This window comes from Pseudomonas sp. TREG-RG-20F-10-E-6-01, from assembly GCF_022662455.1.
GTDB lineage: Bacteria > Pseudomonadota > Gammaproteobacteria > Pseudomonadales > Pseudomonadaceae > Aquipseudomonas.
On the sequence record NZ_JAKNQP010000006.1, the window covers coordinates 198077 to 223564 of the forward strand.

A 25488-nucleotide genomic window follows, 5' to 3' on the forward strand; every position below is an offset into this window, starting at 1 on the left:
GGCGGGGCGGCTTAGCGCAGTGCCGTGACGATATCGGCAACCGTGCTCAATACGTCCTTGCCCAGCTGTTTGGAGCGCTCACCTGACCAACCGGTTTTCGGGTTGGGCGCATCGTCGTTGTCCTTGAAGGGCATCTCCAGGGTCAGCGACAGACAGTCGAATTTCTCTCCGACGGCATTGCAGGCCAGCGTCATGTTGGCCTCGCCCGGCAGGTCGCGGGTGTAACCGTGGGTGGTCTGGAAGTCGCGAGTCAATGCGCTCAAGTGGCTGCGAAAGTGTTTTTCCAGCGCTTCGAGGCGAGGCGTGTAGCCTGGGTTGCCTTCGCAGCCGGCGGTAAACACGTAGGGGATTTCTTCGTCACCGTGGATATCGAGAAACAGGTCGACGCCGTATTTTTCCATCTGCTGCTGGGCGAACAGCACTTCAGGGCTGATTTCCTGGCTGGCGCTCTGCCAGGCACGATTGAGGTCCTGGCCCATGGCATTGGTGCGCAAGTGGCCGTGGAAGGCGCCGTCGGGGTTCATGTTGGGGATCAGGTACAGGTCAGCCACGGACAACAGCTTTTTCAGCTCGGCGTCACCGTCCTGTTGCAGGCGTTCGATGATGCCTTCCATGAACCATTCGGCCATGTGCTCGCCGGGGTGTTGCTGGGCGATGATCCAGACCTTGCGCTGGCCCTCGCCACCCTTGCCGCGGCGCAGCAGTTGGATATCACGGCCTTCAGCACTTTTGCCGGTGGCGAGTAACTGGGTACCGGCGCGGTTCAAGGCCTGCTCGATCAAGGCGTCGTGACGCTCGCGGCTGTAGGGTTCGAAGTAGGCGATCCAGGCCTGTTTTTCGCGGGTTTCCAGGCTGATGTGCAATGTTTCGCCATCAAAGCGCGTGGGGACGCGAAACCAGTTGATATGGTCGTAGGACGCCACGGCGTTGTAGCCGCTCCAGGCATTTTTGTAAGAGGACTGACTCGCGTTACTCAGGCGAAAGGTGTGGGTGTGGCCCACGTGCATGCCTTCGGCCTTGAAGTGGAACCACTGGAAGTGTGCGCTGCGGGTGTCGGGTTTGATCGCCAGCAATAACTGATAGGCATCACTCGCATCCAGAACCTGGATGTTGCCACTGTCGAAGTCGGTGCTGATCTTGATGGAGGTCAAGGCCACGGTCATAGTCTGATTGCCTGAATATGAGTGTTGTGGCGGATATCTTACACAGGAGTCAGGCAAAATCTTGATGCAATATTTTTGCACGGGGGAGGGGGGCATCATCCCTGACGCAGCAGCAGCTTAGAATCTATGAGATTGATTCTCAAGCGCTATTTCGGAAAGATCGGGCCTGGAGCGCTCGTTCGGCTTTCTTTTGAAGATGGTCTTTTGCTACCATGCGCGCCATCAAGCAACACACAGTCTTCATTAGCCTGAAGCCATGCCAGGGAAACTGGCAAAAAAAAGACCCGGCCAAAGAGCCGGGTCAAAAACCGTGATTAGCCTGATGAGGAGATATTCCAAGAGTCCGACCTAAGGTCCCTTGGTCTATCGACTGATCTCGCGATCAGCTGATCCCAATAATAATCATTATCATTTGCAAGTCAAATGTTTTTATCCGTGGGATAGAAATATTTTTGCTTCGTGTCTGTTATGCGTTTGCCTGAGCCGCTGGCGACTGCAACGTCCGCTCCACCATCACCTTCGCCATATCAATCAAATACACCACTGAAAACGCCAGGTCCCGCTGGTTGCCCTGCCGGCTGCTCGCCAGTTCGTAGGCCGCCGCTGCCGCGCTGCGTAACAGCTCCGAAGCATGCACCAGAGCATCCTCGTGGCTGACGTTGGGCTTGATGTCGAAGAAGCTCTCGTCCGGGAGCGGTGCCGACACATCCTCTTTCAAGTAATGATCCAATGCGCGCTGGGCCGCGCCGCTGGTGCGCAGCCCCGACAGTTGTTCGGTTTCAGCGGTGCCGGGCAGATGATACGGGCGGGTCGTCATGAGGGTGGCTACTCTGAGTGAATGTCGAAAAACCTGCGCCTGATAGTAATACGAATCGTATTTATGTCATTTGATGGATTACTACAAACTGTTTATTGTCGTGGCATCTGCACAACGTATTGTCACGGCCCATGGATAACTGGATAGCGTTGGTCAAAGCCAACATGAAAGACCGCAAGGTCACGCAGGATGAACTGGCTGAACGCCTGGGCATGTCCCAGGGCGGCGTGGGCCATTGGCTCAACAAGCGCCGCGTGCCAAGCCTGGCGGACATGAACCGGGTGCTCGCCGAGTTAGGGTTGGAGTATCTGGAGGTTGCGCTGGAAATTCGGCAGAAAGCCGATCAGGCCCCGCCCCTGGAAAAACACTACAACCCGTATTTTCGCTACCCGGTCAGCGACTGGAAGGGCGTCTGCGAAATACGTGAAGAGCGCCCGGCCTACGGCGCCGCACGTTTTGAACTGACCGATTACCACGCCCGGGGCGAAGCCTACTGGCTGCCCGTAACGGGAGACGCGATGACTGCCCCCATTGGTTTGAGCATTGGCGCTGGCATGTTGATTCTGGTGGACCCGGCCATTGACGCCGAACCCGGCAAACTGGTGGTCGCCCAATGGGCCGACAGCCCCCAGGCGACCTTTCGCCAGTTAATGGAAGAAAGCGGCCAGCGTTACCTGGTGCCGCTCAATCCCACGTACCCCAAGCAGCTGTTCACCGACGACTGCCGAATCCTCGGCGTTGTCGTGCAGGCCACGGCGAAGTTTTAGTCCGCTGTTTCAAGCGCCACCAGGGCACTGCCTTCGGCAACCATTTCACCTTCCTGGCAAAACAGCGCCTTGACCACGCCAGCGTGCGGCGCGCGAATGCTGTGCTCCATCTTCATCGCCTCCAGTACCACCAATTGTGTACCAGCTTCGACGGCCTGGCCGACGTCCACCAACACCCGCACGATGCTGCCGTTCATGGGCGCCGTGAGCCCACCCTGATGAGATTGGCTGGCCTCGACCGCTGCAATCGGGTCGAACAGGCTCACTGCATGCATCTCGCCGTCCCAGCGCAGGTACACGCACCCTTCGCCGCGCACCGCCAGATGGGCACGGCGCACGCCGTTGTGCTCGAGCCACAACTGCTCGCCGCGTAACTGCGCAGCGCCTCCACCCAACGTCACCCGACGATCCTGCGCGCCGCTGCTCAAATGCAGCGAAACCTCGGCAGGCAGCCCCGCGCGAAACCCCCGCGTGTCCGCCCACGGCCCATCACCTGCCGGCAGACTCTGCATAAGCGCTGAGCCTGCGGCCTGCCAGAACTCGTCACTGAACTCGCCCGGCTCCGGCAACAACTCAGCCTGATAGCGCGGAATAAACCCGGTATCCAATTCAGCCGCCGCAAACGCCGGATGGCCGATGATGCGCCGCAAAAAGCCCAGGTTGGTCTTGAGCCCACCCACCGCGAACTCATTGAGCATGCTCAACAAGCGCAGCCGCGCCTGTTCACGGTCTTCGCCCCAGGCAATCAGCTTGCCCAGCATCGGGTCGTAGAACGGCGAAACGCTGTCGCCTTGTTCTACCCCGCTGTCCACGCGACGGCCCGGGCCGGGTGCGGATTCGCGGTACAGCGCGAGGTGCCCGGTGGCCGGCAGAAAATCATTGGCCGGGTCTTCGGCATACAAGCGCACTTCAATCGCGTGCCCAATCAAGGGCACCTGGTCCTGGGTGATCGGCAGTGGCTCGCCCTGGGCGACACGGATCTGCCAGGCCACCAGGTCGAGGCCGGTGATCGCCTCGGTCACCGGATGTTCCACCTGCAGCCGTGTGTTCATTTCCATGAAGAAAAACTCGCCACGCGCGTCGAGCAAAAACTCCACCGTGCCCGCGCCCACATAACCGATGGCCTGGGCCGCGCGCACGGCGGCTTCGCCCATGGCTTTGCGCTGTGCAACGCTCAGGCCCGGCGCCGGCGCTTCTTCCACGACCTTTTGATGGCGACGCTGAATCGAGCAGTCGCGCTCATTGAGGTACAAACAGTGGCCGTGCTGGTCGGCAAAGACCTGGATTTCCACATGACGCGGCTTGATCAGGTATTTCTCCACCAGCATCTGCCCGTTGCCAAACGACGACAGTGCCTCACGCTGGGCGGAAGCGAGGGCCTCGGCCAGTTGGCTGACCTCCTCGACCACTTTCATGCCCTTGCCGCCACCGCCCGCGGTGGCCTTGAGCAGCACCGGGTAGCCGATGCGCTCGCAGGCCGCGCGGAAGGTGTCCAGGTCCTGAGCTTCGCCGTGGTAACCCGGCACCAGCGGCACGCCGGCTTTTTCCATCAGCGCCTTGGCGGCCGATTTGCTGCCCATTGCATCAATGGCCGAGGCGGGCGGGCCGAGGAAGATCAACCCGGCCGCTTCAATCGCGCGAGCAAAACCGGCGTTTTCCGATAGAAACCCATACCCGGGATGGATCGCCTGGGCGCCGCTGGCTTGGGCGGCGGCAATCAGCTTGTCGATTTGCAAGTAGCTGTCGGTGGCCTTGCTGCCACCGAGGTCGACACGGATGTCCGCCTCGCGGCTGTGGCGCGCATCACGGTCGATGGCGCTGTGTACCGCCACGGTGGTCAGGCCCATGGCCTTGGCGGTGCGCATCACTCGGCAGGCAATTTCGCCGCGGTTGGCCACCAGCACAGTCGTCAGTGGGCTCATGAACGCGGCTCCTGTGCTTGCCAGCTGGGCGGACGTTTTTGCAGGAAGGCGCGCAAGCCTTCCTGGCCCTCGGCGCTGACGCGAATCCGCGCGATGGCGTTTTCGCAATAGCGGCGCAACGCCGGGGTGAGGGCGCCGTTGCCCACTTCGCGCAACAAGTCCTTGCTGGCGCGCATCGCCGCAGGGCTGTTGAGCAGCAGGTTGGCGATCCAGTGTTCGACGTGCTGATCCAGCTCACCGGCGGGGTAACTTTCTGCCAACAGGCCAATGTCGCGTGCCCGTTGGCCGCCAAAACGCTCAGCGGTCAGGGCATAACGCCGCGCCGCACGTTCGCCGATGGCCTGCACCACGAACGGACTGATCACCGCCGGAGCCAGGCCGATGCGCGCCTCCGACAGGCAGAACTGCGCGTCATCGGCGCCGATCGCCATGTCGCAGCAACTGATCAAACCCAGCGCGCCGCCATAGGCTGCGCCCTGCACAACGGCCAGGGTCGGAATTTTCAGCTTGGCCAGGTTGTACATCAACTCCGCCAGCTCGCGGGCGTCGTCCAGGTTGGTGTGGTAGTCCAGCTCGGCCGATTGCTGCATCCACGCCAGGTCGGCACCGGCACTGAAGTGCTTGCCGCGCCCACGCAGCACTAGAAAGCGCAACGACGAATCGCCCTGCACCTGGTCGAGTGCGATGATCAGTTCGCGGATCATTTCGGCGTTGAACGCGTTGTTCTTGGCTTCGCGGCTGAGCCACAGCGTGGCAAAACCACGGCGGTCGGTGATCAGTTCGAGGGTGTTGAAATCGCTCATGGGGTACAGCTCCATTTACATGCGGAACACGCCGAAGCGGCTCGGCTCGATGGGGGCGTTCAGCGAAGCGGACAAGGCCAGGGCCAGCACGTCGCGGGTCTGCAGCGGGTCGATGACGCCGTCATCCCACAAGCGCGCGCTGGAGTAATAGGGGTGGCCCTGGGTTTCATACTGGTCGAGGATCGGCTGCTTGATCGCGGCTTCCTCTTCGGCGCTGAAGCTTGCGCCAGCGCGTTCGGCTTGTTCACGCTTGACCTGCACCAGCACGCCGGCCGCCTGTTCGGCGCCCATCACGCCGATGCGTGCATTGGGCCACATCCACAAAAAGCGCGGGTCGTAAGCCCGGCCGCACATGCCGTAGTTACCGGCACCAAAGCTGCCGCCGATGATCACCGTGAATTTGGGCACCTTGGCACAGGCCACCGCGGTCACCAGCTTGGCGCCGTGCTTGGCGATGCCGCCGGCTTCGTACTTCTGGCCGACCATGAAGCCAGTAATGTTCTGCAAAAACAGCAGCGGAATCCCGCGCTGACAGGCCAGTTCGATAAAGTGCGCGCCTTTTTGCGCGGCTTCGGCGAACAGAATCCCGTTATTGGCCAAAATCGCCATCGGGTAGCCGTGCAAGTGCGCAAAACCACACACCAGCGTGGTGCCAAACAGTGCCTTGAACTCATCGAACACCGAGCCGTCGACCAGCCGCGCGATCACTTCGCGCACATCGAACGGCTGCTTGGCATCGGCCGGGATCACGCCGTAAAGCTCTTCGCTGCTATACAGCGGCGCCACCGGCGGGCGTTGCAGCAACTGCCCCTGTTTGCGCCAGTTGAGGTTGGCCACGCTGCGCCGCGCCAGGGCCAGCGCGTGTTCATCGCTGTCGGCATAGTGGTCGGCCACGCCGGAGATCTTGCAGTGCACGTCGGCGCCGCCCAAGTCTTCAGCGCTGACCACTTCGCCGGTCGCCGCTTTCACCAGCGGCGGGCCGGCGAGGAAGATGGTCGCCTGCTGACGCACCATGATCGCTTCGTCGGCCATGGCCGGCACGTAGGCACCGCCCGCCGTGCACGAGCCCATCACCACCGCAATCTGCGGGATGCCCTGGGCGCTCATATTGGCTTGGTTGAAGAAGATCCGCCCGAAGTGCTCGCGATCCGGGAAGACTTCATCCTGACGCGGCAGGTTGGCGCCACCGGAGTCCACCAGGTAGATGCACGGCAGGCGGTTCTGCTCGGCGATGGTCTGCGCGCGCAGGTGTTTTTTTACCGTGAGCGGGTAGTAGGAGCCGCCTTTTACCGTGGCGTCGTTGGCGACAATCATGCATTCGACGCCTTCCACGCGGCCGATCCCGGCAATCACCCCGGCCGCCGGCACGTCTTCGCCGTACACCTGATGGGCCGCCAGTTGGCTCAGTTCAAGGAACGGCGAACCCGGGTCGAGCAAACGATTGATCCGCTCACGGGGCAGCAGTTTGCCGCGCGACGTGTGCCGCTCTTGAGCCTTGGCGCCACCGCCTTGCTGCACCTGGGCGAGCAGGCTGTGCAGGGCGTCGACTTGTAGGCGCATGGCTGCGCTGTTGTCGGCAAATTCTGCCGAGCGCGGGTTGAGTTGGGTGTGCAAGGTGGCCATGGGCGCTCCTTCAGCGGGTTTCGTTGAAGAGTTCGCGGCCGATCAGCATCCGGCGAATCTCACTGGTGCCGGCGCCGATTTCGTACAGCTTGGCGTCACGCAGCAGGCGCCCGGCGGGGAATTCGTTGATGTAACCGTTACCGCCCAGAATCTGAATGGCGTCCAGGGCCATGTGTGTGGCGCGCTCGGAGCTGAACAGGATTACCCCGGCGGCGTCCTTGCGCGTGGTCTCACCGCGCTCGCATGCCTGCGCCACCGCGTAGAGATAGGCGCGGCTGGCATTGAGCTGGGTGTACATGTCGGCGACCTTGCCTTGGATCAGCTGGAATTCGCCGATGCTCTGGCCAAACTGCTTGCGGTCGTGGATGTACGGCACGATCAGGTCCATGCACGCCTGCATGATGCCGATCGGGCCGCCCGCCAGCACCACGCGTTCGTAGTCCAGGCCGCTCATCAGCACTTTCACGCCGCCATTGAGTGCGCCGAGGATGTTTTCTTCGGGCACTTGCACGTCATCGAAAAACAGCTCGCAGGTATTGGAGCCGCGCATGCCGAGCTTGTCGAACTTGTTGCTGCGGCTGAAGCCTTTCCAGTCGCGCTCGACGATAAACGCGGTGATGCCGTGAGGACCTTTTTCCACGTCGGTCTTGGCGTAGATCACGAAGGTGTTGGCATCGGGGCCGTTTGTGATCCAGGTCTTGCTGCCGTTGAGCACATAGTGGTCGCCGCGTTTTTCGGCGCGCAGTTTCATCGAGACCACGTCGGAGCCGGCATTCGGTTCGCTCATGGCGAGGGCGCCGATATGCTCGCCGCTGATCAACTTCGGCAGGTATTTGAGCTTTTGTTCGTGGCTCCCGTTACGGTTGATCTGGTTGACGCACAGGTTTGAGTGAGCGCCATAGGACAAGCCGACTGATGCCGAACCTCGGCTTATTTCTTCAATGGCCACCACGTGGGCGAGGTAGCCCAGGCCGGCGCCGCCGTACTCTTCCGGCACCGTAATGCCGAGCAGGCCCATGTCACCGAACTTGCGCCACATATCGGCGGGGAACAGGTTGTCACTGTCGATTTGAGCCGCGCGAGGCGCGATTTCCTTGGCCACGAAGGACTGCACCTGGTCGCGCAGCATGTCGATGGTTTCGCCGAGGGCGAAGTTCAGGGACGGGTAACTCATGGACAGGCACCTTAATGTGAGCTTTGTTGTTGTGTGGTTGAGCGCCGGGGAGGGCGCTCACCTTTACGTTAACGTAAGCTTGCGTTGCGAGGCTGTCAATCGTAGTTTACGTTTACGTCAAGCAGCCGCCGTCCACCTTACAAAAAAGACAAAAGGGGTCGTTATGGATCAACCGAATCAGAGCTACAGCCGTGGCTCTCAGGACAAGACCTTGCTGGCCATGACCATTGGCCAGGCCTTCGATAACACGGTCTCGCGCTATCCCGAGGGTGAAGCGTTGGTGGTGCGCCATCAGCAACGCCGCTACACCTGGCGGCAACTGGCTCACACGGTTGATTTGCACGCCCGTGCGTTCCTGGCCCTAGGCATGCAAGCCGGCGACCGCCTGGGCATCTGGGCGCCCAATTGTGCAGAGTGGTGCATCACCCAGATTGCCAGTGCCAAGCTTGGTGTGATCCTGGTCAACATCAACCCGGCCTACCGCAGCAGTGAGCTGGAGTACGTGCTCAAGCAGTCTGGTTGCCAATGGCTGGTGTGCGCCGGGTCATTCAAAACCTCTGATTACCACGCCATGCTGCAGGCACTGAGCCCCAACCTGGGCGCCATGATCAGCCTCGACCCCAACCCACCGCAGGGGTTTCTGCCCTGGTCGCAGCTGGCGGCCCTGGGGGCAGGCGTCCCGCCCGAACAGCTGCACAGGCGCCAGGCCAGCCTGCACTTCGACCAGGCCGTGAACATTCAGTACACCTCCGGCACCACCGGGTTTCCCAAGGGCGCCACCCTCAGTCATCACAACATTCTCAACAACGGTTACATGGTTGGCGAAAGCCTGGGCCTCACGGCGCAGGACCGGCTGGTGATCCCGGTGCCGTTGTATCACTGCTTTGGCATGGTCATGGGCAACCTCGGCTGCATCACCCACGGCACCACGATGATCTACCCGAATGACGGCTTTGATCCGCTGCTGACCCTCAGCGCCGTCGCCGAAGAGCGCGCCACCGGCCTCTACGGCGTGCCGACCATGTTCATCGCCATCCTCGATCACCCTCGCCGCGGCGAATTCGAGCTGGCCAGCTTGCGCACCGGGATCATGGCCGGGGCCACATGCCCTATCGAGGTGATGCGCCGCGTCATCAGCGAGCTGCACATGGGTGAAGTGCAGATTGCCTATGGCATGACCGAAACCAGCCCGGTGTCATTGCAAACCGGTGCCAACGATGACCTGGAGCGCCGCGTCACCACCGTGGGCCGCACCCAGCCGCAGCTGGAAAACAAGATCATCGACACCGCCGGCAATACCGTCGCGCGCGGTGAAATCGGCGAGCTGTGCACGCGCGGCTACAGCGTCATGCTCGGCTACTGGAACAACCCCGACGGCACCCGTGACGCCATCGATGACGCGGGCTGGATGCACACCGGCGACCTGGCGACCATGGACGAACACGGTTACGTGTGTATCGCCGGGCGCAACAAGGACATGATCATTCGCGGTGGCGAAAACGTGTACCCGCGCGAGCTCGAAGAGTTTTTCTTCACCCACCCGGCGGTGGCAGATGTGCAAGTTATTGGCATACCGGATGAGCGTTACGGTGAAGAGATCGTCGCCTGGGTCAAGTTCCATCCGGGCCATATGGCCAACGAGCTGGAGCTGCAAACCTGGTGCAAGGGCCGCATCGCGCACTTCAAGACGCCCAAGCATTTCAAATTCGTGGAAGAGTTTCCGATGACGGTGACGGGCAAGATCCAGAAATTTCGCATGCGCGAAATCTCGATCGAGGAGCTGAAAACCCAGTCCAACTAACAACCCAAAAACCATGTGGGAGCGGGCTTGCTCGCGCATGCGCAGGGTCAGCCAGCTCATCTGTCACTGACACACCGCCTTCGCGAACACGTTTTTTGATCGATGCCAGACGAGCGTTTGTCGAATCCCGGAAAGCACAAAGGGGACCCGAAGGTCCCCTTTAATTTGTCGTTGCGTGCTCTTTTTTATTATTGAGGGGCGGCCTGTTGTTGTTTTTGGCAGCCGTTACCCTTTACCGCTGTTTTGGGCGACCCCCATTCGGGGTCAAGAGCAAACGTATTTTTTTGAGCGCTGATCTGCTTCTTCGTTACCGATCCAACCAGTGGCAGCTACCTGAGGTAGTTTTATTTTTCTCTAACCGGTTGCGGGTTTCGGCATGCCGTACCCTGCGAAGCACATCTTCTCCAAAAAAATCTGTTAGCTGCGTCTCTGCCGTGTTGTTTTTGTTATGTCAGAGTCGTTTCGTCTTATTTTTATTAGGTTTGGCGCTTTTTATTCTTGTTATGCAATAGAGATAGCAGAAGCCGTGCCAACTTTTAAAAATCCTTTAAAATCAGCAGGTTGAATTTTTTATAAGAAATCGCCTACAGCGAATGCGACAAAATATGTTCCCGTGTTACTCGATATGTAGCGGTGCGGTAACACATTGTCACAGCCGCTCTACTCAACTGGCGTTACGCGCCTTGGCAACCCGCGACCCGGTGGGCCGGCCGAGCACGCTGCTGATTTGCTGGCCCGCGAGAATTAGCGCCTGCAGGTCGATGCCCGTGTCGATACCCAGACCGTTGAGCAGGTACACCACGTCTTCAGTCGCCACGTTACCGCTGGCGCCCTTGGCGTAGGGGCAGCCGCCGAGGCCCGCGATGGAGCTGTCGAACACCGTGATCCCTTCCAGCACACTGGCGTAGATATTCGCAATCGCCTGGCCGTAGGTGTCATGGAAGTGCCCGGCCAACTTGTCCCGTGGCACCTGCGCGCCGACCACCTCAAACAGCCGCCGCGTAGCGCCCGCCGTGCCAGTGCCGATGGTGTCGCCCAGGGAAACTTCATAGCAGCCCATGGCATACAACTCGCGCGCGACCGCCGCGACCTGTTCCGGCGCGATGTCACCTTCATAAGGGCAACCCAATACACACGACACATACCCGCGCACGCTGACGCCGTGCTGCTTGGCCGCCGCCATGATGGGCGCAAAGCGCTCCAGGCTTTCGCTGATGGAGCAATTGATGTTGCGTTGGGAAAACGCCTCGGACGCGGCCGCAAACACGGCGACTTCCTTTACGCCCGCGGCCACGGCATCTTCAAAACCGCGCAGGTTCGGTGCGAGTGCGCCGTAGGTCACGCCGGGTTTGCGTTGTATTTGCGCAAACACTTGCGCCGACCCGGCCATCTGCGGCACCCACTTGGGCGAGACAAAGCTGCCCACTTCGATATAGCTCAAGCCCGCGCCGGTCAGGGCATCCACCAGTTGGACCTTGTCGGCCACGCTGATGGGCTGGGCTTCGTTCTGCAGGCCGTCGCGCGGGCCGACTTCCACCAGGCGTACGTGTGAGGGGAGGGGCATGATGGCTACCTTATCGTTATTGGCCAACCTGGCTCATGGTCTGCGCGAGGGCTTGGGTGCAGCGCTCTTCGGCGGTGTCCAGTTCCAGCTTCATCTGTTCGATATCCAGCAGTTGTTGCTCAAGCTGCTCACGGCGTTCAGCGATTTTGGCGAGCATGCTGTTGAGTTGGATGTGGTTGCCGCTGCTGGGGTCGTAGAGTTCGATCAGCTCGCGGCACTCGGCCAGGGAGAAACCGATGCGCTTGCCGCGCAGGATCAGTTTGAGGCTGACCTTGTCGCGCGCCGAGTAGATGCGCTCCTGGCCCCGGCGTTCCGGGGCCAGCAGGCCTTGTTCTTCATAAAAGCGAATAGCGCGGGTGGTGATGTCGAGCTCGCGGGCGAGGTCGGAGATGCTGTAGGTCGTGCTCATGGGGGCGCTCAAGAAGGTCTTGGCGCTAAGCTAATGTCAGGTTGACGTGAACGTCAAGCTGCCTTTCCAACCTTATGAGCGGGTGTGCTGTGGCGAGCAGGCTTGCCCTGCGTTGGGTGTGACGCGCCTGCAATAAACATTGACTCAATTTTTCAGGTAAAACGCGGCGCCTGGGATTGGGGCCGCTACGCAGCTCAACGCAGGGCAAGCCTGCTCGCCACACAGGGCCTGATCACCACAAAAGGTCTGCTTGCCACAGGTCAGGCTTGCTTGCCATCGAGCTTCTTCTCATGCGCCGTCACCTGTTGGCACAACTCGATCATTTGCTCGCGCATCCAGCGGTTGGCCGGGTCCTGGTCGGTGCTTTCGTGCCAGTACAAGTGGGTTTCCACAGGCGGCACATCGTTGACCGGCAGGTTGAACCAGTGCAATTCATGGCGCCGGGCAAAGCGCTCGGGCACGGTCATCACCATGTCGGTCTGCTGCAACACTTGCGAGGCCATCAGGTAATGCTGGGAGCGCAGGGCGATCTTGCGCTGGATGCCCATCTTGCCCAGGGCCAGGTCCACATGGCCCAGGCCGTTGCGGCGGCTGGAGATATGGATATGCGTCAGCGACAGGTAGTCATCCAGCGTGAATTTGTCCTTGCCCGCCATCGGATGGCCCTTGCGCATGGCGCACACGTAGCGGTCTTCCATCAGCTTGACGTGGCGCACTTGCGGGTCGGTGTTAAGCGGCGCATCCACGGCAAAATCCAGGCGCCCGGCGGCGAGTTCCTTGGTGGTTTCGCGGCGTTTGGACAGGAAACTCTCGATCACCACCGTCGGCGCCAGACGGCGCAGGCGCTGGAACAACAGCGGCAGAATCACCGCTTCGGTGAGGTCGGTCATGCTGATGCGGTAGGTCTTGGCCGCCTGCTGCGGGTTGAAAATCCGGCTTTCCTGCACCGACACCCGCAGCAACGACAACGCATTGCGCACCGGGCCGATGATGTTCTGCGCCATCGGCGTGGGCACCATGCCCTGGGCCGTGCGCACGAACAGCGGGTCATTGAAGGTTTCGCGCAAGCGCGCCAGCGCGTTGGACACCGCCGGCTGGGTGATGCCGACGATCTGCCCGGCACGGGTCAAGTTGGCTTCGGTGTAGATCGCATCGAAGACAATAAAGAGGTTGAGGTCGACCTTGCTCAGATTCATTTCGTTGCGCTCTTATTGTTAGGTGGCGATTTGTCAGGTGCTCAGGCGCCGATCATATATCGGTGATGAATGTTAATACACGCCGAGAATAGGCTAGGTAAATTATCAGCGCTGTTCTAGCATCGATTGCATGACCTAAACAACCTCTCAGAGAAGGGAGCTGCTCATGGATTTCGCCTATTCGCCCAAGGTTCAGGAACTGCGTGAACGCGTCACTGCATTCATGGACGCTTACGTTTACCCGGCCGAGCCGGTGTTCGAACGCCAGGTCAGCGAAGGCGACCGCTGGCAGCCCACCGCCATCATGGAAGAGTTGAAAGCCAAGGCAAAAGCCGAAGGTCTGTGGAACCTGTTCCTGCCCGAATCCGAACTGGGCGCCGGCCTGACCAACCTCGAATACGCACCACTGGCCGAGATCATGGGCCGCTCCCTGCTGGGCCCGGAGCCGTTCAACTGCTCAGCCCCCGACACCGGCAACATGGAAGTGCTGGTGCGCTACGCCAACGCAGAGCAAAAACAACGCTGGCTCGAGCCGTTGCTGCGCGGCGAGATTCGCTCGGCCTTTGCCATGACCGAACCGGACGTGGCGTCCTCAGACGCCACCAATATGGCCGCCCGCGCCGAGCGCCAGGGCGACGAGTGGGTGATCAACGGCAAAAAATGGTGGACCTCCGGCGCCTGCGATCCGCGCTGCAAGATCTTGATCTTCATGGGCCTGAGCAACCCGGATGCACCGCGTCATCAGCAGCACTCGATGATCCTGGTGCCGGTGGATGCCCCCGGGGTGAAAATCGTGCGCCCATTGCCGGTCTTCGGTTACGACGACGCCCCGCACGGCCACGCCGAAGTGCTGTTCGACAACGTGCGCGTGCCGTACGAAAACGTACTGCTCGGCGAAGGTCGCGGCTTCGAAATTGCCCAGGGCCGCCTTGGCCCAGGCCGTATCCACCACTGCATGCGCTCCATCGGCATGGCCGAGCGCGCGCTGGAACTGATGTGCAAACGCTCCGTCAGCCGCACCGCGTTCGGTAAACCATTGGCCCGCCTGGGCGGCAATATCGACAAGATCGCCGACTCACGGATGGAAATCGACATGGCCCGCCTGCTGACCTTGAAAGCGGCGTACATGATGGACACCGTGGGCAACAAAGTTGCGAAAAGCGAAATCGCGCAGATCAAGGTGGTGGCGCCGAACGTGGCGTTGAAAGTGATCGACCGCGCCATCCAGATTCACGGCGGTGCCGGGGTTTCCAACGACTTCCCGCTGGCCTACATGTACGCCATGCAACGCACCTTGCGCCTGGCCGACGGCCCGGATGAAGTGCACCGTGCGGCGATCGGCAAGTTCGAGATCGGCAAGTACGTGCCCAAAGAGCTGATGCGCAGCGGGCAGTAGATGTAGCCAGCGGGGCAAGCCCGCTCGCCACAGCGGGCTTGCTCGCCAGGGGTCAGTGCACCCAAACCTCCACTCGCCGGTTTTTGATCCGCCCCTCGTCCGCCGTGTTCGCCGCCACCGGCATCTGCGCGCCGAAGCCGAGAATATCGCGCAGCACCACACCGTTCCTCACCAGTTCCCGGCGCACCGCCATTGCCCGCAACTTCGACAGTAGCGCGGCGCGCTGTGGGTCATTCTTGGCGTCGCCAAACCCTACGAGCGTCACCTGCTTGTGGAGCTTGTCGTGGCTTTTCAGGTACGCCACCACCCGCTGCAAATCCTGGCGCGCCTTGTTGTCGAGGCTGGCGCTGCCCTCTTCGAAGCGAAAGTTCACGCTCAGTCGCTGGGCCTCACGCGCGATGGCTTGATAGTCCGCAGGCATCGACGGGCGCGGCTCCACGCTGATCGCCTGCACCTGCTGCGCGATAAAACCGTTGGCTGCGACAATCGCCTGGCCTTTGCTGCTCTGGGTAAAGTCCACGAGCGCCTTGGCCCACGGGTTGCGGCTCGAGGGCGGCAGGTAAAAGAACAGTCGGCGTGACAGCGGGTAGTCCTCGGTGGCAATCAGGCTGTTCAACGGCAACATCGGTTGTGAGTCGCCATCGACGATTGCCACGGCCTTGGCCTGGCGCACATACGGCAGGCCGATAAAGCCGATGCCCTGAGGGTCCCGGCTTACGGCGTCGGACAGTTGCTCACTGGACTCAAAACGCTTGGCAGGTGCCAGGGGTTTACCGCGCAGGCGTAGCACCAGTTCCTTAAAGGTGTCGTAGGTGCCGGACTGATCATCCCGGGCATACAAATGAATCGGCCCGCCGATGCCGCCCAGTGCCTCCCACGTGTCGACTTCGCCGTTGAAAATCTGCGCCAGTTGCTCGGTGTTCAGGGTATTCAACGGGTTTTGCGGGTTGAGGATAATCGCCAGGCCATCAATGGCGATCACTTGCTCAGCCTCGGGGCTTTTCAGGTCGCCCAACGGTTCAAGGTCCACCAGTTCGCTGTCCTTGATCGGGCGCGACGACGCGGCGAGGTCGGCGCTGAGGTTTTTCAACGCGGCGAACCCGGTACTGGAACCGTGGGCCGCCACCTCGATGGTGACCGTCCTGCCTTGGCGGGTCTTGCCGATCACGCGCTGTTCATTGGCGCCGTCGCCCGGTTCACTGTGCACCGCCTGCAAGCCCTGGTATTGCATCATGCCCATGACCAGCGCGGGCCCGAGCGCGGCGCCAATGGTGTTGGAACCCTGGATGCGCAACGCGGGGCCTTGGTCGGGAACGGGCAGGGCAGCGGCAACTGCGTAGAGGGGCAGGATCAACAGGAGCAGAACGCGCAGCATCATGCCGGCACCTTCTTAAGCCAAAGGGAGTGCCGGGAGATTAAGTCAGTAAGGTTTCAACGGTGTGACTGGCACACAACCACCCCAAAGGTGGGAGCTGGCTTGCCTGCGATAGCATCAACTCGGTTTAGCTGGAAGACCGAAGTGCCTGCATCGCAGGCAAGCCAGCTCCCACACAAGCCAGCTCCCACATTGAGTCGCGTCAGCTCAATTCCAGCCAGATCGGCGCATGGTCGGACGGCTTTTCCAGCGCCCGAAGCTCGTAGTCCACGCCGGCATCCTTGACCCGCGGCACCAGGCCGTTGGACGCCATGATCACGTCAATGCGCAGGCCACGCTTGGGCTCATCTTCGAACCCACGGCTGCGGTAATCAAACCAACTGAAACGGTCGGCCACGTCCGGGTTGAGGTGGCGGAAGCTGTCCACCAGGCCCCAGTTTTTCAGGCGGGCCATCCACTCGCGTTCTTCCGGCAAGAAGCTGCACTTGCCGGTTTTCAGCCAGCGTTTGGCGTTGTCGGCGCCGATACCGATGTCGCAGTCTTGCGGGGAGATGTTGATGTCGCCCATCACTACCAAGGCCTGGTCATTGCTGAACTGGCTTTCCAGCAGGTGCTGCAAATCTTCGTAGAAGCGTTTTTTGGCCGGAAACTTGGTCGGGTGGTCGCGGCTTTCGCCCTGAGGGAAGTAGCCGTTCATGATGGTCACGGGGTTGCCGTTCTCGTCGGCGAAGGTGCCCCAGATGAAGCGGCGCTGGGCGTCTTCTTCATCGCTGGCAAAACCTTTGTGCACGCTCAGCGCTTCTTTGCGCGAGAGCAGGGCCACCCCGTAATGGCCTTTTTGGCCGTGGTAATAAACGTGGTAGCCCAACGCCTGCACTTCGGCCAGCGGGAACTGGTCATCATGAACCTTGGTTTCCTGCAGGCCGATCACGTCGGGTTGATGCTTTTCAATCAGCGCCGCCAGCTGATGAGGGCGGGCGCGCAGCCCGTTGATATTGAAAGAGACGATTTTCATGGTCGGCAGTCCAGTCTGGCAAAAGGGCGATGCTAGCCGACAAGTCCGACGGGGGCCAGCGTGGCGGTCGAGCAGATGCCCTGCTAATGTCTGGGAACGACTGGTGCTGCGTAGGTTCGTACCCATAAGAACGCCATCTTCTGAATGGCGCCCAGGGAGATTGACTGTATGCCTGACACTTCGACGGCCCTTGCCGAGATCCGCCTGCTCAACAGCGGCTATTCGCGCGAAGCGCGCTCCATGCTTTACCAGGCTTATCGGCATGAGCCGACGTTCGCCTACATCTTCGAAGCTGAACGCCCAGGCTATGAACAGCGGGTACGCGCCACTGTGCGTGAGCTGGTCAAGCAGCATTTCTTTCAGAAACTGCCCGCCATCGGCCTGTTCGTCAACGACCGGCTGATCGGCATCGCCCTGATTGCGCCACCGCAACGGCGCCTGGGCATTACCGAAAGCTGGGCGTGGCAATTGCGCATGTGGTTGAGCACCGGCGTGCGCGGCACTCGCCGTTACCTGGAATACCATCACGCGGTGCTGGCGTGCCTGCCGACCGAGTCGGTGCACGTACTGCCGTTGTTGGGCATCCACCCGCAATTTCAGGGCAAGCACTATGGCGAGCAATTGCTTGAGGCCGTGCACAACTGGTGCGCCGACGACCCGCATTCCTCAGGCGTAGTGCTCGATACCGGCAACTCACGCTACCTGGATTTTTATAAGCGCCAGGGCTATGAGGAAATCGGCGAAGTGGCGATAGGGCCTATCCTGGAGCACGTGTTTTTCCACCCCAATCCGCAGTCGTTACATGTTGCAACGGCTTAATGCAGAATTATTCAGATAATTCCGGGTTCAAAGTCTCTCCCCAGCTCGTGTAGCATCCGCGCCTATGAAGTTTCCAGGAAGATTTACCAGCGGCTTGATTCTGCTGTTCACAAGCTGCGGCGCCTTGGCGCAAAGCGAATTGGACGTGCGGATCAAGCCTACAAACGACGCGTTGAAAGCCAACATCGAAGGCTATATCGGCGGGGTAGGCGATCGTGATGAAGAAGCCCTGCTGCGGTTCAGCCGCGGCGCCGAAGAGCAGGCCCGCAAGGCGGCCCAGGCGCTGGGCTACTATCAGCCACAAATCGTCAGTGATGTAAAAGGCGGCAAGAATCCACGCCTGATCCTCACCATCGACCCCGGCGAGCCGGTGCATTTGCGCAACGTGACCATTCGGGTTGACGGCCAGGCCGCGAGCCTCAAGGCTTTTCGCGTGCCCGACAGCAGCGACCTCACATCCGGTGCCGTGCTCAACCACGGCCACTACGAAGACGCCAAGCGTCTGATCCAGAACCAGGCCTCGCGCTACGGCTTTTTCAGCGGGCGCTTTACCAGCCAGAAACTCTCGGTTGACCCCAAAGCCGGCGTCGCCGATATCGAACTCATTTACGACAGCGGCCCGCGCTACAGCATGGGCAAGGTCAGCTTCGCCGGCGACACGCCGTTTGATGAAGACCTGCTGCAACGCATGGTGCCGTTCAAAAGCGGCGACCCTTACGACTCCGAGCTGATCGCAGAACTCAACCAGAACCTGCAGGCGAGTGGCTTTTTCGAAGCCGTGCGCGTAGACGCAAGCCCCGCAGCCTCGGCCAACGATGTGATCCCGGTGGCGGTGCAACTGGACACCCGCAAGCCGCGCACCATGGGCCTGGGCCTGGGGTACTCGACCGACGTCGGCCCGCGCGGCAAAGCCAACTGGACGCGTCACTGGGTCAACCCACAAGGTCACAGCTATGGCTGGGAAGCCGAGCTGTCGGCGCCGCGCCAGAACGTCGGCCTGTGGTACGACATCCCGCTGGACCCACCGCTCACCGACAAACTGCGTTTTGCCGGCGGCTACCAGAATGAAGAAATCGCCAATACCGACACCCTGAGTAAATTGCTCACCCTTGGCCCTGAATGGCACAGCAAATTGCCCAGCGGCTGGACGCGGGTCATCTCGCTCAAATACCAGCGCGAAGAATACCGCCTGGGCAATGACTCGGGCCTGAGTAACCTGGTGATGCCGGGGATCAATTATTCCTACCTGCGCAGCGACAACCGCATCGATCCGCACAATGGCTATCGCCTGATGTTCGACGCCAAGGTCGCCAAGGAAGGCCTGGGTTCCGACACCAACCTGCTTTACGGCACCGCCACGATCAAGGGCTTGACCACCTTGTGGGACAACCACCGTTTCCTCGGCCGTGCGCAGTTTGGCGGCAGTGCCACCAATGGCTACAAATCGGTGCCGCCGTCGCTGCGCTTCTTTGCCGGTGGCGACCAAAGCGTACGCGGCTACGAGTACCAGACGTTGTCACCCGAAAACGATCGCGGTGACCGCATCGGCGGCCGCTACATGGTGGCGCTGAGTGCCGAATATCAATATTCCATCGCCGAAAAATGGCGGATCGCGACCTTTGTCGACCAAGGCAACTCCTTCAACAGCCTGGACATGCCGAGCCTGAAAACCGGTGTGGGCGTGGGCGTGCGTTGGGTGTCGCCGGTGGGCCCGATCCGCCTCGACCTGGCCCATGCCCTGGAAGATCCGGGCGGCATTCGTTTGCACTTTTCCATGGGGCCTGAGCTGTGATGCGTGGTTTGAAAATAGCGGGGCTGGCCATCGTGGCAGTCTTCGCCGTGGTGTTACTGGCACTGTGGGCGGTACTCGGCAGCCAAGCGGGCAGCCGCTGGGCCTTGCGCCAGGTGCCCGGATTGACGGTTGAGAATTTCCAGGGGCATTTGGGTGGCCAGTGGCGTGTCGACCACCTGTTGTGGCAGCAAGACACCAGCCGGGTCGAGCTGAATGCGGCGAAGTTCGACTGGTCACCGGCCTGCCTGCTGCGCATGACCCTGTGCATCAACCAGCTGGACGTGGAGCAGGTCAGCCTGCAATTCCCACCCAGTACCGATGACAGCAGCAGCGGGCCGATCCAGCTGCCGGAGTTGAAACTGCCGGTGGCGATCCAGTTGGGCGACGTTCGCGTCGGTAGCCTGCTGTTCAATGGCAGCGAAGAGCTCAAGGGCTTGCAGCTCGCGGCGCACTGGACCGCCGCGGGCCTGCAGATCGACTCGGTGCACCTGCAACGCGATGACCTGGTGCTGGACCTGGCCGGTCTGCTGCAACCGACCGGCAACTGGCCGCTGAGCGCCACGGGCAACCTGAGCCTGCCGTACGCGCCCGGCGGCGCGCCGTGGAAGGTTGCCCTCAAGCTCGACGGAGACTTGCTCAAGACCCTCAAACTCGACGCCGACAGCAGTGGCTACCTGCCTGCCAAACTCAGCGGTGAGCTGCAACCACTGGTGGAGAACTTGCCCGCGCAATTGCACATCAGCGCCGACGGCTTCAAACCCAGCGCCGACTTGCCCGACACCCTGCAACTCAATCAACTGGACCTCACCGCCAAGGGTGACCTGAGCAGCGGTTATCAACTGCTGGGCAAGGCCGTGCTGCCTGCGGAAAAAGGCCCGGTAGACCTGCTGCTGCAGGGCAAGGTTGACGCCAAGGGCGCGCAGATCGCCGGCCTGGATTTGAATGCCGGCGACCAGCAAAGCCTCAAGCTCAGCGCCAATCTGGACTGGCAACAAGGCTTCAGCGCCGACGCCAAGATCGATTGGCTGGATTTTCCCTGGCACCGCCTCTATCCATTGATTGATGAGCCGCAGTTCGCGCTGCATACGCTCAACGGCGAGATTTCCTACAAAGACGGCAATTACCTCGGCAACCTCAAGGCCGACCTCGACGGCCCGGCCGGCAAATTCAATGTGGTCACGCCGTTCAGTGGCGACCTCAAGCAACTCTTCCTGCCCGAACTGAAATTGACGGCCGGCCAAGGCAAGGCTGAAGGCCACCTGAGCCTGCAGTTTGCCGACGGCATTGCCTGGGACACCGCGCTGGACCTGTCGGCGCTGAACCCGGCGTACTGGGTCGCGGAGTTGCCGGGCACGTTGGCCGGGCCGCTGCGCAGCAAGGGCGAGTTCAAACAGGAACAACTCAAGCTCAACGCCGACCTCGACCTCAAGGGCCGCTTGCGCGGTCAGACTGCCGTGCTGGCGGCCAAGGCAGAAGGCGCAGGCGAGCAATGGACCCTGGCCAACCTGGACATCCGCCTGGGTGATAACCGCATCAATGGCAGCGGCAGCCTGCAGCAACGTGTGGCCGGGCAGATCGACATCAAGCTGACGCGCCTGGCCCAGCTGTGGCCGCAACTGCGTGGGCAGATCAACGGGCGCGTCGATGTGGCCGGTACGTTGAAGGCGCCGCAAGGCAAACTCGACCTTAAAGGCCAGCAACTGGCGTTCGCCGACAATCAACTGCAAAACCTCACTCTCAACGCCACACTCGACAACGCCCAGCGCGCGAAGATCGACCTCAAGGGCAGTGGCATTCAGGCCGGCGACACCCAGGTCGGCACCCTGACCGCCAGCGCTCAAGGTGATATCAAAAGCCAGAAAGTCCAGCTGGACCTGGCCGGGCCGCTGGTCAAGCTGGGCCTGGCGCTCGATGGCAACCTCGACAAAGGTAACTGGCGCGGGCGCCTGGCCAGCGGTGACGTTCAAGCCGGTGGCCAGGACTGGAAGCTGCAAGCCCCGGCCAGGATCGAGCGCCTGGCGGACGGCAAGCTGACCTTTGCGGCGCATTGCTGGGTGTCCGGCCCTTCCAGCCTGTGCGGTGAAGACCAGCGCCTGATGCCTGAGCCGAAGTTGCGTTACCACCTCAAGCAATTCCCTATCGACAGCCTGGCTGCCTTTCTGCCCAAGGATTTCGCCTGGCAAGGCAAGCTCAACGCCGACGTGCAGCTCGACCTGCCCGCCAGCGGGCCTAAAGGCGTGATCGCGGTGGATGCCAGCGGTGGCACCCTGCGCGTCAAGGACAAGGCTCAGTGGGTGGATTTCCCCTACGACACTCTGAAGCTGGAAACCACCCTCAACCCTAAACGCATCGACACTCAGCTGACCTTCCGTGGCGGCAAGCTCGGCGAGTTGCTGGTGCAGGCGCAGATCAACCCGTTGCCGAAGAACAAGCCGATCACCGGTAATTTCAGCCTCAACGGCCTGGACCTCGCCGTGGCCCGACCGTTTGTGCCGATGGTGGACAAACTCACCGGCAAGCTCAACGGCAACGGGCGTATCTCCGGTGGTTTGCTGGCACCGCAGGTAAACGGCAACGTGAATCTGGTGGGCGGTGAAGTCTCCGGGCCGGAGTTGCCGATCAGCCTTGAAGGCTTGAACGTGCGGGCCCTGATTGCCGGCGAAAGCGTGCAGTTGAATGGCGCGTGGCACAGCGGCAAGGCCGGGCAGGGCAGCCTCAAGGGGCAGATCGACTGGGGCCAGGCGCTGGTGGTGGACCTCAGCCTGCAAGGCGCGCAATTGCCGGTCACGGTTGAGCCTTACGCCAAGCTGGAAGTGGCGCCGGACCTGAAAATCAGCCTGAAAAACGACAAACTGGCGATTGCCGGCAAGGTGCACATCCCGCGTGGCGACATCACCGTGCGTGAATTGCCGCCGTCCACCGTCAAGGTCTCCGATGACACCGTGATCGTCGGCAGCCAGACCGAGGAGGGCAAGGCGCCGATGGCGATGGCCATGGACATCGACGTGGTGGTGGGCGAAGACCAGCTCAACTTCGCGGGCTTCGGGCTCACCGCCAAAGTGCAGGGCCATGTGCACATCGGCGACAACATGGACACCCGAGGCGAGCTGTGGCTCAACGATGGCCGCTACCGTGCCTACGGGCAGCGGCTGGACGTGCGCCGCGCGCGGCTGTTGTTTGCAGGGCCACTGGACCAACCGTTCCTGGATGTCGAAGCGGTGCGCGTCGTTACCGAACCGTCCAGAACGGTGACGGCCGGTATTCGCTTGAGCGGCAGCGCCGAACAACCGACCACGCAGATCTTCTCCGAGCCGACCATGCCTCAGGAGGATGCACTCTCGTATCTGGTACTGGGGCGTTCGCGCAACAACACCGGCGAAGACAACAACATGCTGGCCGAAGCCGCCTTGGGGCTGGGGTTGATGGGCAGCGCCGGGGTGACCTCGGACATCGCCAACAAGCTGGGTATTCAGGACTTCGACCTCGACACCCAGGGCACCGGCAATAACACCGCCGTGGTGGCCAGCGGCAAAATCACCGAAAAACTCAGCCTGCGGTATGGGGTCGGGGTGTTCGAACCGGCCAGTACGATTGCCCTGCGCTACCTGCTGAGCAAAAAGGTGTACCTGGAAGTGGCCAGTGGCGTGGCCAGTTCACTGGATATCTTCTACAAGCGCGATTTCTAAACGCTAACGCCGAAACATTGTGGGAGCTGGCTTGCCGGCGATGGCGGTCCATCAGTCGATGATTCATTGACTGACAGACCGTCATCGCCGGTAAGCCAGCTCCCACGTTCGTTTGTGGTGCAGCCCACCTGTCGGTCAATTAGCAAGCAAGCTAATAATTCCATTTGACATTCGCTGCCTAAGCAGTAACATCTTGTCATACATTCACTGCCTAGGCAGTAATAAGGTGACTTTCGATGACCCACTTCACCCCTGACAGCTTTCGCAACTGCCACCTCGGCCTGTTGCTGGGCCGCGCCGCGCTGCTCAAGGACCGCATTATCGACACGCATATGGAACCGCATGGCGTCACCGCCGCGCAGTTCAAAGTGTTGATCATCATTGCCCAGTACGAGGTCGACACGCCCGCCGAGCTGTGTCGCAACCTGTCGCTGGACAGCGGTTCCATGACCCGCATGCTCGACCGCCTGGAGCAAAAGGGCCTGCTGGCGCGCAAGCGTTCCGAGCAGGACCGGCGCCAGGTGCAGCTGGTACTGACCGAAGACGGCCAGCGCCTGGCAGACATGCTGCCGCACATCGGCGCGCAGGCGATGAATGAGCTGGCCGGCGCCCTGCAGCCCGGCGAGTTGCAAACCCTGGAAAAAATCCTCACGAAAATTCTGATAGCTGCCGGTGACGCCATCGTCATCCAGCGGGTAGGTAATCAATGAACACACGCGCACTTAGCCTGGTGCTGGTGGCGATGAGCATGGCCGGTTGTGCCAACTTCAGCGGCCTCGACACCCAGGGCCAACGCCTCGACGCCAATACGTTGCAAACCGGCAAGTCCCTCAGTGGCGTGACCTTGTCGAGCGCCGCATGGCCGACGGCCGATTGGTGGAAGAGCCTCGGCGACCCGCAGCTGGACGGCTTGATCCATGAAGCCCTGCAAAACAGCCCTGACATGCAAGTCGCCAGCGCCCGTGCCCACCAGGCGCAAGCCGCTGCCTACGCCGCCGATGCCGCCCGCATGCCAACCCTGGATGCCAGCGCCGGCGTGAGCCGTTCGCGCCTGGCCAAGGATCAGGACCCGCTGGGGCAGGGCGATGCCTACGCCACCGTGCGTAACATCGGCGCCAGCTTCAACTACAACTTTGACCTGTGGGGTGGCCAGCGCGCCGCCTGGGAAGCCGCGTTGGGCCAGGCGCGTGCCGCCGAAGTCGATCAGCAGGCCGCGCGCCTGACCCTGGCCGCCAACGTGGCCAAGGCCTACAGCGACCTGGGCCAGGCGCATATCGTGCGTGACCTGGCCGCCGACGACCTCAAGCGCACCCGCCAGATGCTCGACCTGAGCAAGCGCCGCCTGAGTTCCGGCATCGACAGCCAGTACCAGTACCAGCAGACCGAAAGCCTGGAAGCCAGCTCTGAGTCGCAATTGATCGATGCAGAAAAACAGCTGCAAAGCGCCAAGATCGCCCTGGCCGTATTGCTCGGCAAAGGCCCCGACCGTGGCAGCGAGCTGACCCGCCCGAACGTGCTCAAACCCAGCGCCGTTGCCGTGCCTTCTGTGCTGCCGGCCGAGTTGCTGGGCCGTCGCCCGGACTTGATCGCCGCACGCTGGCGCGTCGAGGCAGCAAGCAAGAATGTCGCCGCCAGCAAGACCCGCTTCTACCCCAACCTCAACCTGAGCGCGAGCGCCGGGGCCGAGTCGTTGTTGGGCGACGCGATGTTTGGCTCGGCCAGCCGTTTCTTCAGCATTGCGCCGACCGTCTCGTTGCCTATCTTCGACGGCGGCCGCCTGCGCGCCGACCTCGATGCCCGCGACGCCGATTACGACCTGGCGGTGGCCCAGTACAACAAAACCCTGGTGCAAGCCTTGGGCGATATTGGCAACACCCTTTCGCAATTGCGCGATACCGGTCGGCAGATCCAGGCCCAGCAACACGCCGCGGACATTGCCCAGCAGTCTTACGACACCGGGGTTCAGCGCTATAGCTCGGGGATCGGGAATTACCTGGATGTACTCAGCATCGAGCAGCAATTGCTGCAGGCCCAGCGTCAGTTGGCGGCCTTGAATGCTGCACAGATCGATCTGTCGATTCAATTGATGCAAGCCCTGGGTGGCGGGTACAACGCCGATAACGTGGCCGTAACCACCCCAGCTACACGCACGGAATAATTTGAGGT

Annotated in this window: 19 protein-coding genes; 8 read left to right on the plus strand and 11 right to left on the minus strand. The window is 61.4% G+C overall.

Going from position 1 to position 25488, the window contains the following annotated elements; genetic code table 11:
• Window positions 1-11: 11 nt before the first annotated feature.
• Together L8K08_RS18995 and L8K08_RS19000 are read right to left on the minus strand one after the other, a co-directional pair.
• Window positions 12-1163, minus strand: a complete 1152-nt coding sequence (locus tag L8K08_RS18995) for a M14-type cytosolic carboxypeptidase (protein WP_242199364.1) — start codon at window positions 1161-1163, stop codon at window positions 12-14.
• Window positions 1164-1629: 466 nt separating this feature from the next.
• Window positions 1630-1980, minus strand: a complete 351-nt coding sequence (locus tag L8K08_RS19000; RefSeq protein WP_145163974.1) for a DUF3077 domain-containing protein — start codon at window positions 1978-1980, stop codon at window positions 1630-1632.
• 131 nt (window positions 1981-2111) lie between these two features.
• Between L8K08_RS19000 and L8K08_RS19005 the strand changes: the two genes are divergently transcribed.
• On the plus strand, window positions 2112-2747 hold the full coding sequence (locus L8K08_RS19005) for an XRE family transcriptional regulator (protein ID WP_242199367.1): 636 nt from the start codon (window positions 2112-2114) through the stop codon (window positions 2745-2747).
• On the opposite strand, the gene L8K08_RS19010 is transcribed toward L8K08_RS19005, so the two are convergent.
• The 4 genes from L8K08_RS19010 to L8K08_RS19025 are packed head-to-tail and all read right to left on the minus strand — an operon-like array spanning window position 2744 to window position 8269.
• Window positions 2744-4669, minus strand: coding sequence for an acetyl/propionyl/methylcrotonyl-CoA carboxylase subunit alpha (locus tag L8K08_RS19010; RefSeq protein WP_242199370.1), 1926 nt, complete (start codon window positions 4667-4669; stop codon window positions 2744-2746). The genes L8K08_RS19005 and L8K08_RS19010 overlap by 4 nt on opposite strands.
• The gene (locus tag L8K08_RS19015) at window positions 4666-5472 is read right to left on the minus strand and encodes a gamma-carboxygeranoyl-CoA hydratase (RefSeq protein ID WP_242199373.1); all 807 of its coding nucleotides are present in this window, start codon (window positions 5470-5472) and stop codon (window positions 4666-4668) included. Before L8K08_RS19015 ends, L8K08_RS19010 begins: the two co-directional genes overlap by 4 nt.
• A 15-nt stretch (window positions 5473-5487) precedes the next feature.
• Window positions 5488-7095, minus strand: a complete 1608-nt coding sequence (locus tag L8K08_RS19020) for a carboxyl transferase domain-containing protein (RefSeq protein ID WP_242199377.1) — start codon at window positions 7093-7095, stop codon at window positions 5488-5490.
• Window positions 7096-7105: 10 nt separating this feature from the next.
• Entirely contained in the window at window positions 7106-8269 is a 1164-nt protein-coding gene (locus L8K08_RS19025) for an isovaleryl-CoA dehydrogenase (protein ID WP_242199379.1), read from the minus strand.
• Window positions 8270-8432: 163 nt separating this feature from the next.
• On the opposite strand from L8K08_RS19025, the gene L8K08_RS19030 reads away from it, so the two are divergent.
• Complete coding sequence (locus L8K08_RS19030; RefSeq protein WP_242199380.1) at window positions 8433-10070, plus strand: AMP-binding protein; 1638 nt, start codon at window positions 8433-8435, stop codon at window positions 10068-10070.
• A gap of 664 nt (window positions 10071-10734) precedes the next feature.
• Here L8K08_RS19030 and L8K08_RS19035 read toward each other — a convergent pair.
• The 3 genes from L8K08_RS19035 to L8K08_RS19045 all read right to left on the minus strand — a co-directional run bounded on the left by L8K08_RS19035 (window position 10735) and on the right by L8K08_RS19045 (window position 13239).
• Window positions 10735-11634, minus strand: a complete 900-nt coding sequence (locus tag L8K08_RS19035; RefSeq protein ID WP_242199382.1) for a hydroxymethylglutaryl-CoA lyase — start codon at window positions 11632-11634, stop codon at window positions 10735-10737.
• A gap of 16 nt (window positions 11635-11650) precedes the next feature.
• Window positions 11651-12043, minus strand: coding sequence for a MerR family DNA-binding transcriptional regulator (locus tag L8K08_RS19040; protein ID WP_106578810.1), 393 nt, complete (start codon window positions 12041-12043; stop codon window positions 11651-11653).
• Window positions 12044-12303: 260 nt separating this feature from the next.
• Window positions 12304-13239 carry a LysR family transcriptional regulator gene (locus L8K08_RS19045; RefSeq protein WP_017136514.1) on the minus strand — a complete coding sequence of 312 codons (936 nt, stop codon included), beginning with the start codon at window positions 13237-13239 and terminating at the stop codon, window positions 12304-12306.
• A 166-nt stretch (window positions 13240-13405) separates the two neighbouring features.
• Between L8K08_RS19045 and L8K08_RS19050 the strand changes: the two genes are divergently transcribed.
• Window positions 13406-14635 (plus strand): acyl-CoA dehydrogenase, encoded by a 1230-nt coding sequence (locus L8K08_RS19050; protein WP_145163992.1) that lies wholly within the window; start codon window positions 13406-13408, stop codon window positions 14633-14635.
• Window positions 14636-14687: 52 nt separating this feature from the next.
• On the opposite strand, the gene L8K08_RS19055 is transcribed toward L8K08_RS19050, so the two are convergent.
• Window positions 14688-16013 (minus strand): phosphate ABC transporter substrate-binding/OmpA family protein, encoded by a 1326-nt coding sequence (locus L8K08_RS19055; protein ID WP_242199383.1) that lies wholly within the window; start codon window positions 16011-16013, stop codon window positions 14688-14690.
• Between the two features lie 199 nt (window positions 16014-16212).
• Window positions 16213-17025 (minus strand): exodeoxyribonuclease III, encoded by an 813-nt coding sequence (xthA, locus tag L8K08_RS19060; RefSeq protein ID WP_106578806.1) that lies wholly within the window; start codon window positions 17023-17025, stop codon window positions 16213-16215.
• A gap of 168 nt (window positions 17026-17193) precedes the next feature.
• Here xthA and L8K08_RS19065 point away from each other — a divergent pair, with 168 nt between their 5' ends.
• The 5 genes from L8K08_RS19065 (at window position 17194) to L8K08_RS19085 (ending at window position 25480) form a co-directional block, all read left to right on the plus strand.
• Window positions 17194-17844 carry a GNAT family N-acetyltransferase gene (locus L8K08_RS19065; protein WP_145163998.1) on the plus strand — a complete coding sequence of 217 codons (651 nt, stop codon included), beginning with the start codon at window positions 17194-17196 and terminating at the stop codon, window positions 17842-17844.
• A 64-nt stretch (window positions 17845-17908) separates the two neighbouring features.
• Complete coding sequence (locus L8K08_RS19070; RefSeq protein WP_242199384.1) at window positions 17909-19636, plus strand: autotransporter assembly complex family protein; 1728 nt, start codon at window positions 17909-17911, stop codon at window positions 19634-19636.
• Window positions 19636-23322 carry a translocation/assembly module TamB domain-containing protein gene (locus tag L8K08_RS19075; protein WP_242199385.1) on the plus strand — a complete coding sequence of 1229 codons (3687 nt, stop codon included), beginning with the start codon at window positions 19636-19638 and terminating at the stop codon, window positions 23320-23322. The genes L8K08_RS19070 and L8K08_RS19075 overlap by 1 nt, the downstream gene beginning before the upstream one ends.
• Window positions 23323-23558: 236 nt before the next feature.
• A complete protein-coding gene (locus L8K08_RS19080; protein ID WP_145164004.1) occupies window positions 23559-24032 on the plus strand; it encodes a MarR family transcriptional regulator in 474 nt (157 codons plus the stop codon).
• The gene (locus L8K08_RS19085) at window positions 24029-25480 is read left to right on the plus strand and encodes an efflux transporter outer membrane subunit (protein WP_242199386.1); all 1452 of its coding nucleotides are present in this window, start codon (window positions 24029-24031) and stop codon (window positions 25478-25480) included. Before L8K08_RS19080 ends, L8K08_RS19085 begins: the two co-directional genes overlap by 4 nt.
• Window positions 25481-25488 lie beyond the last annotated feature (8 nt).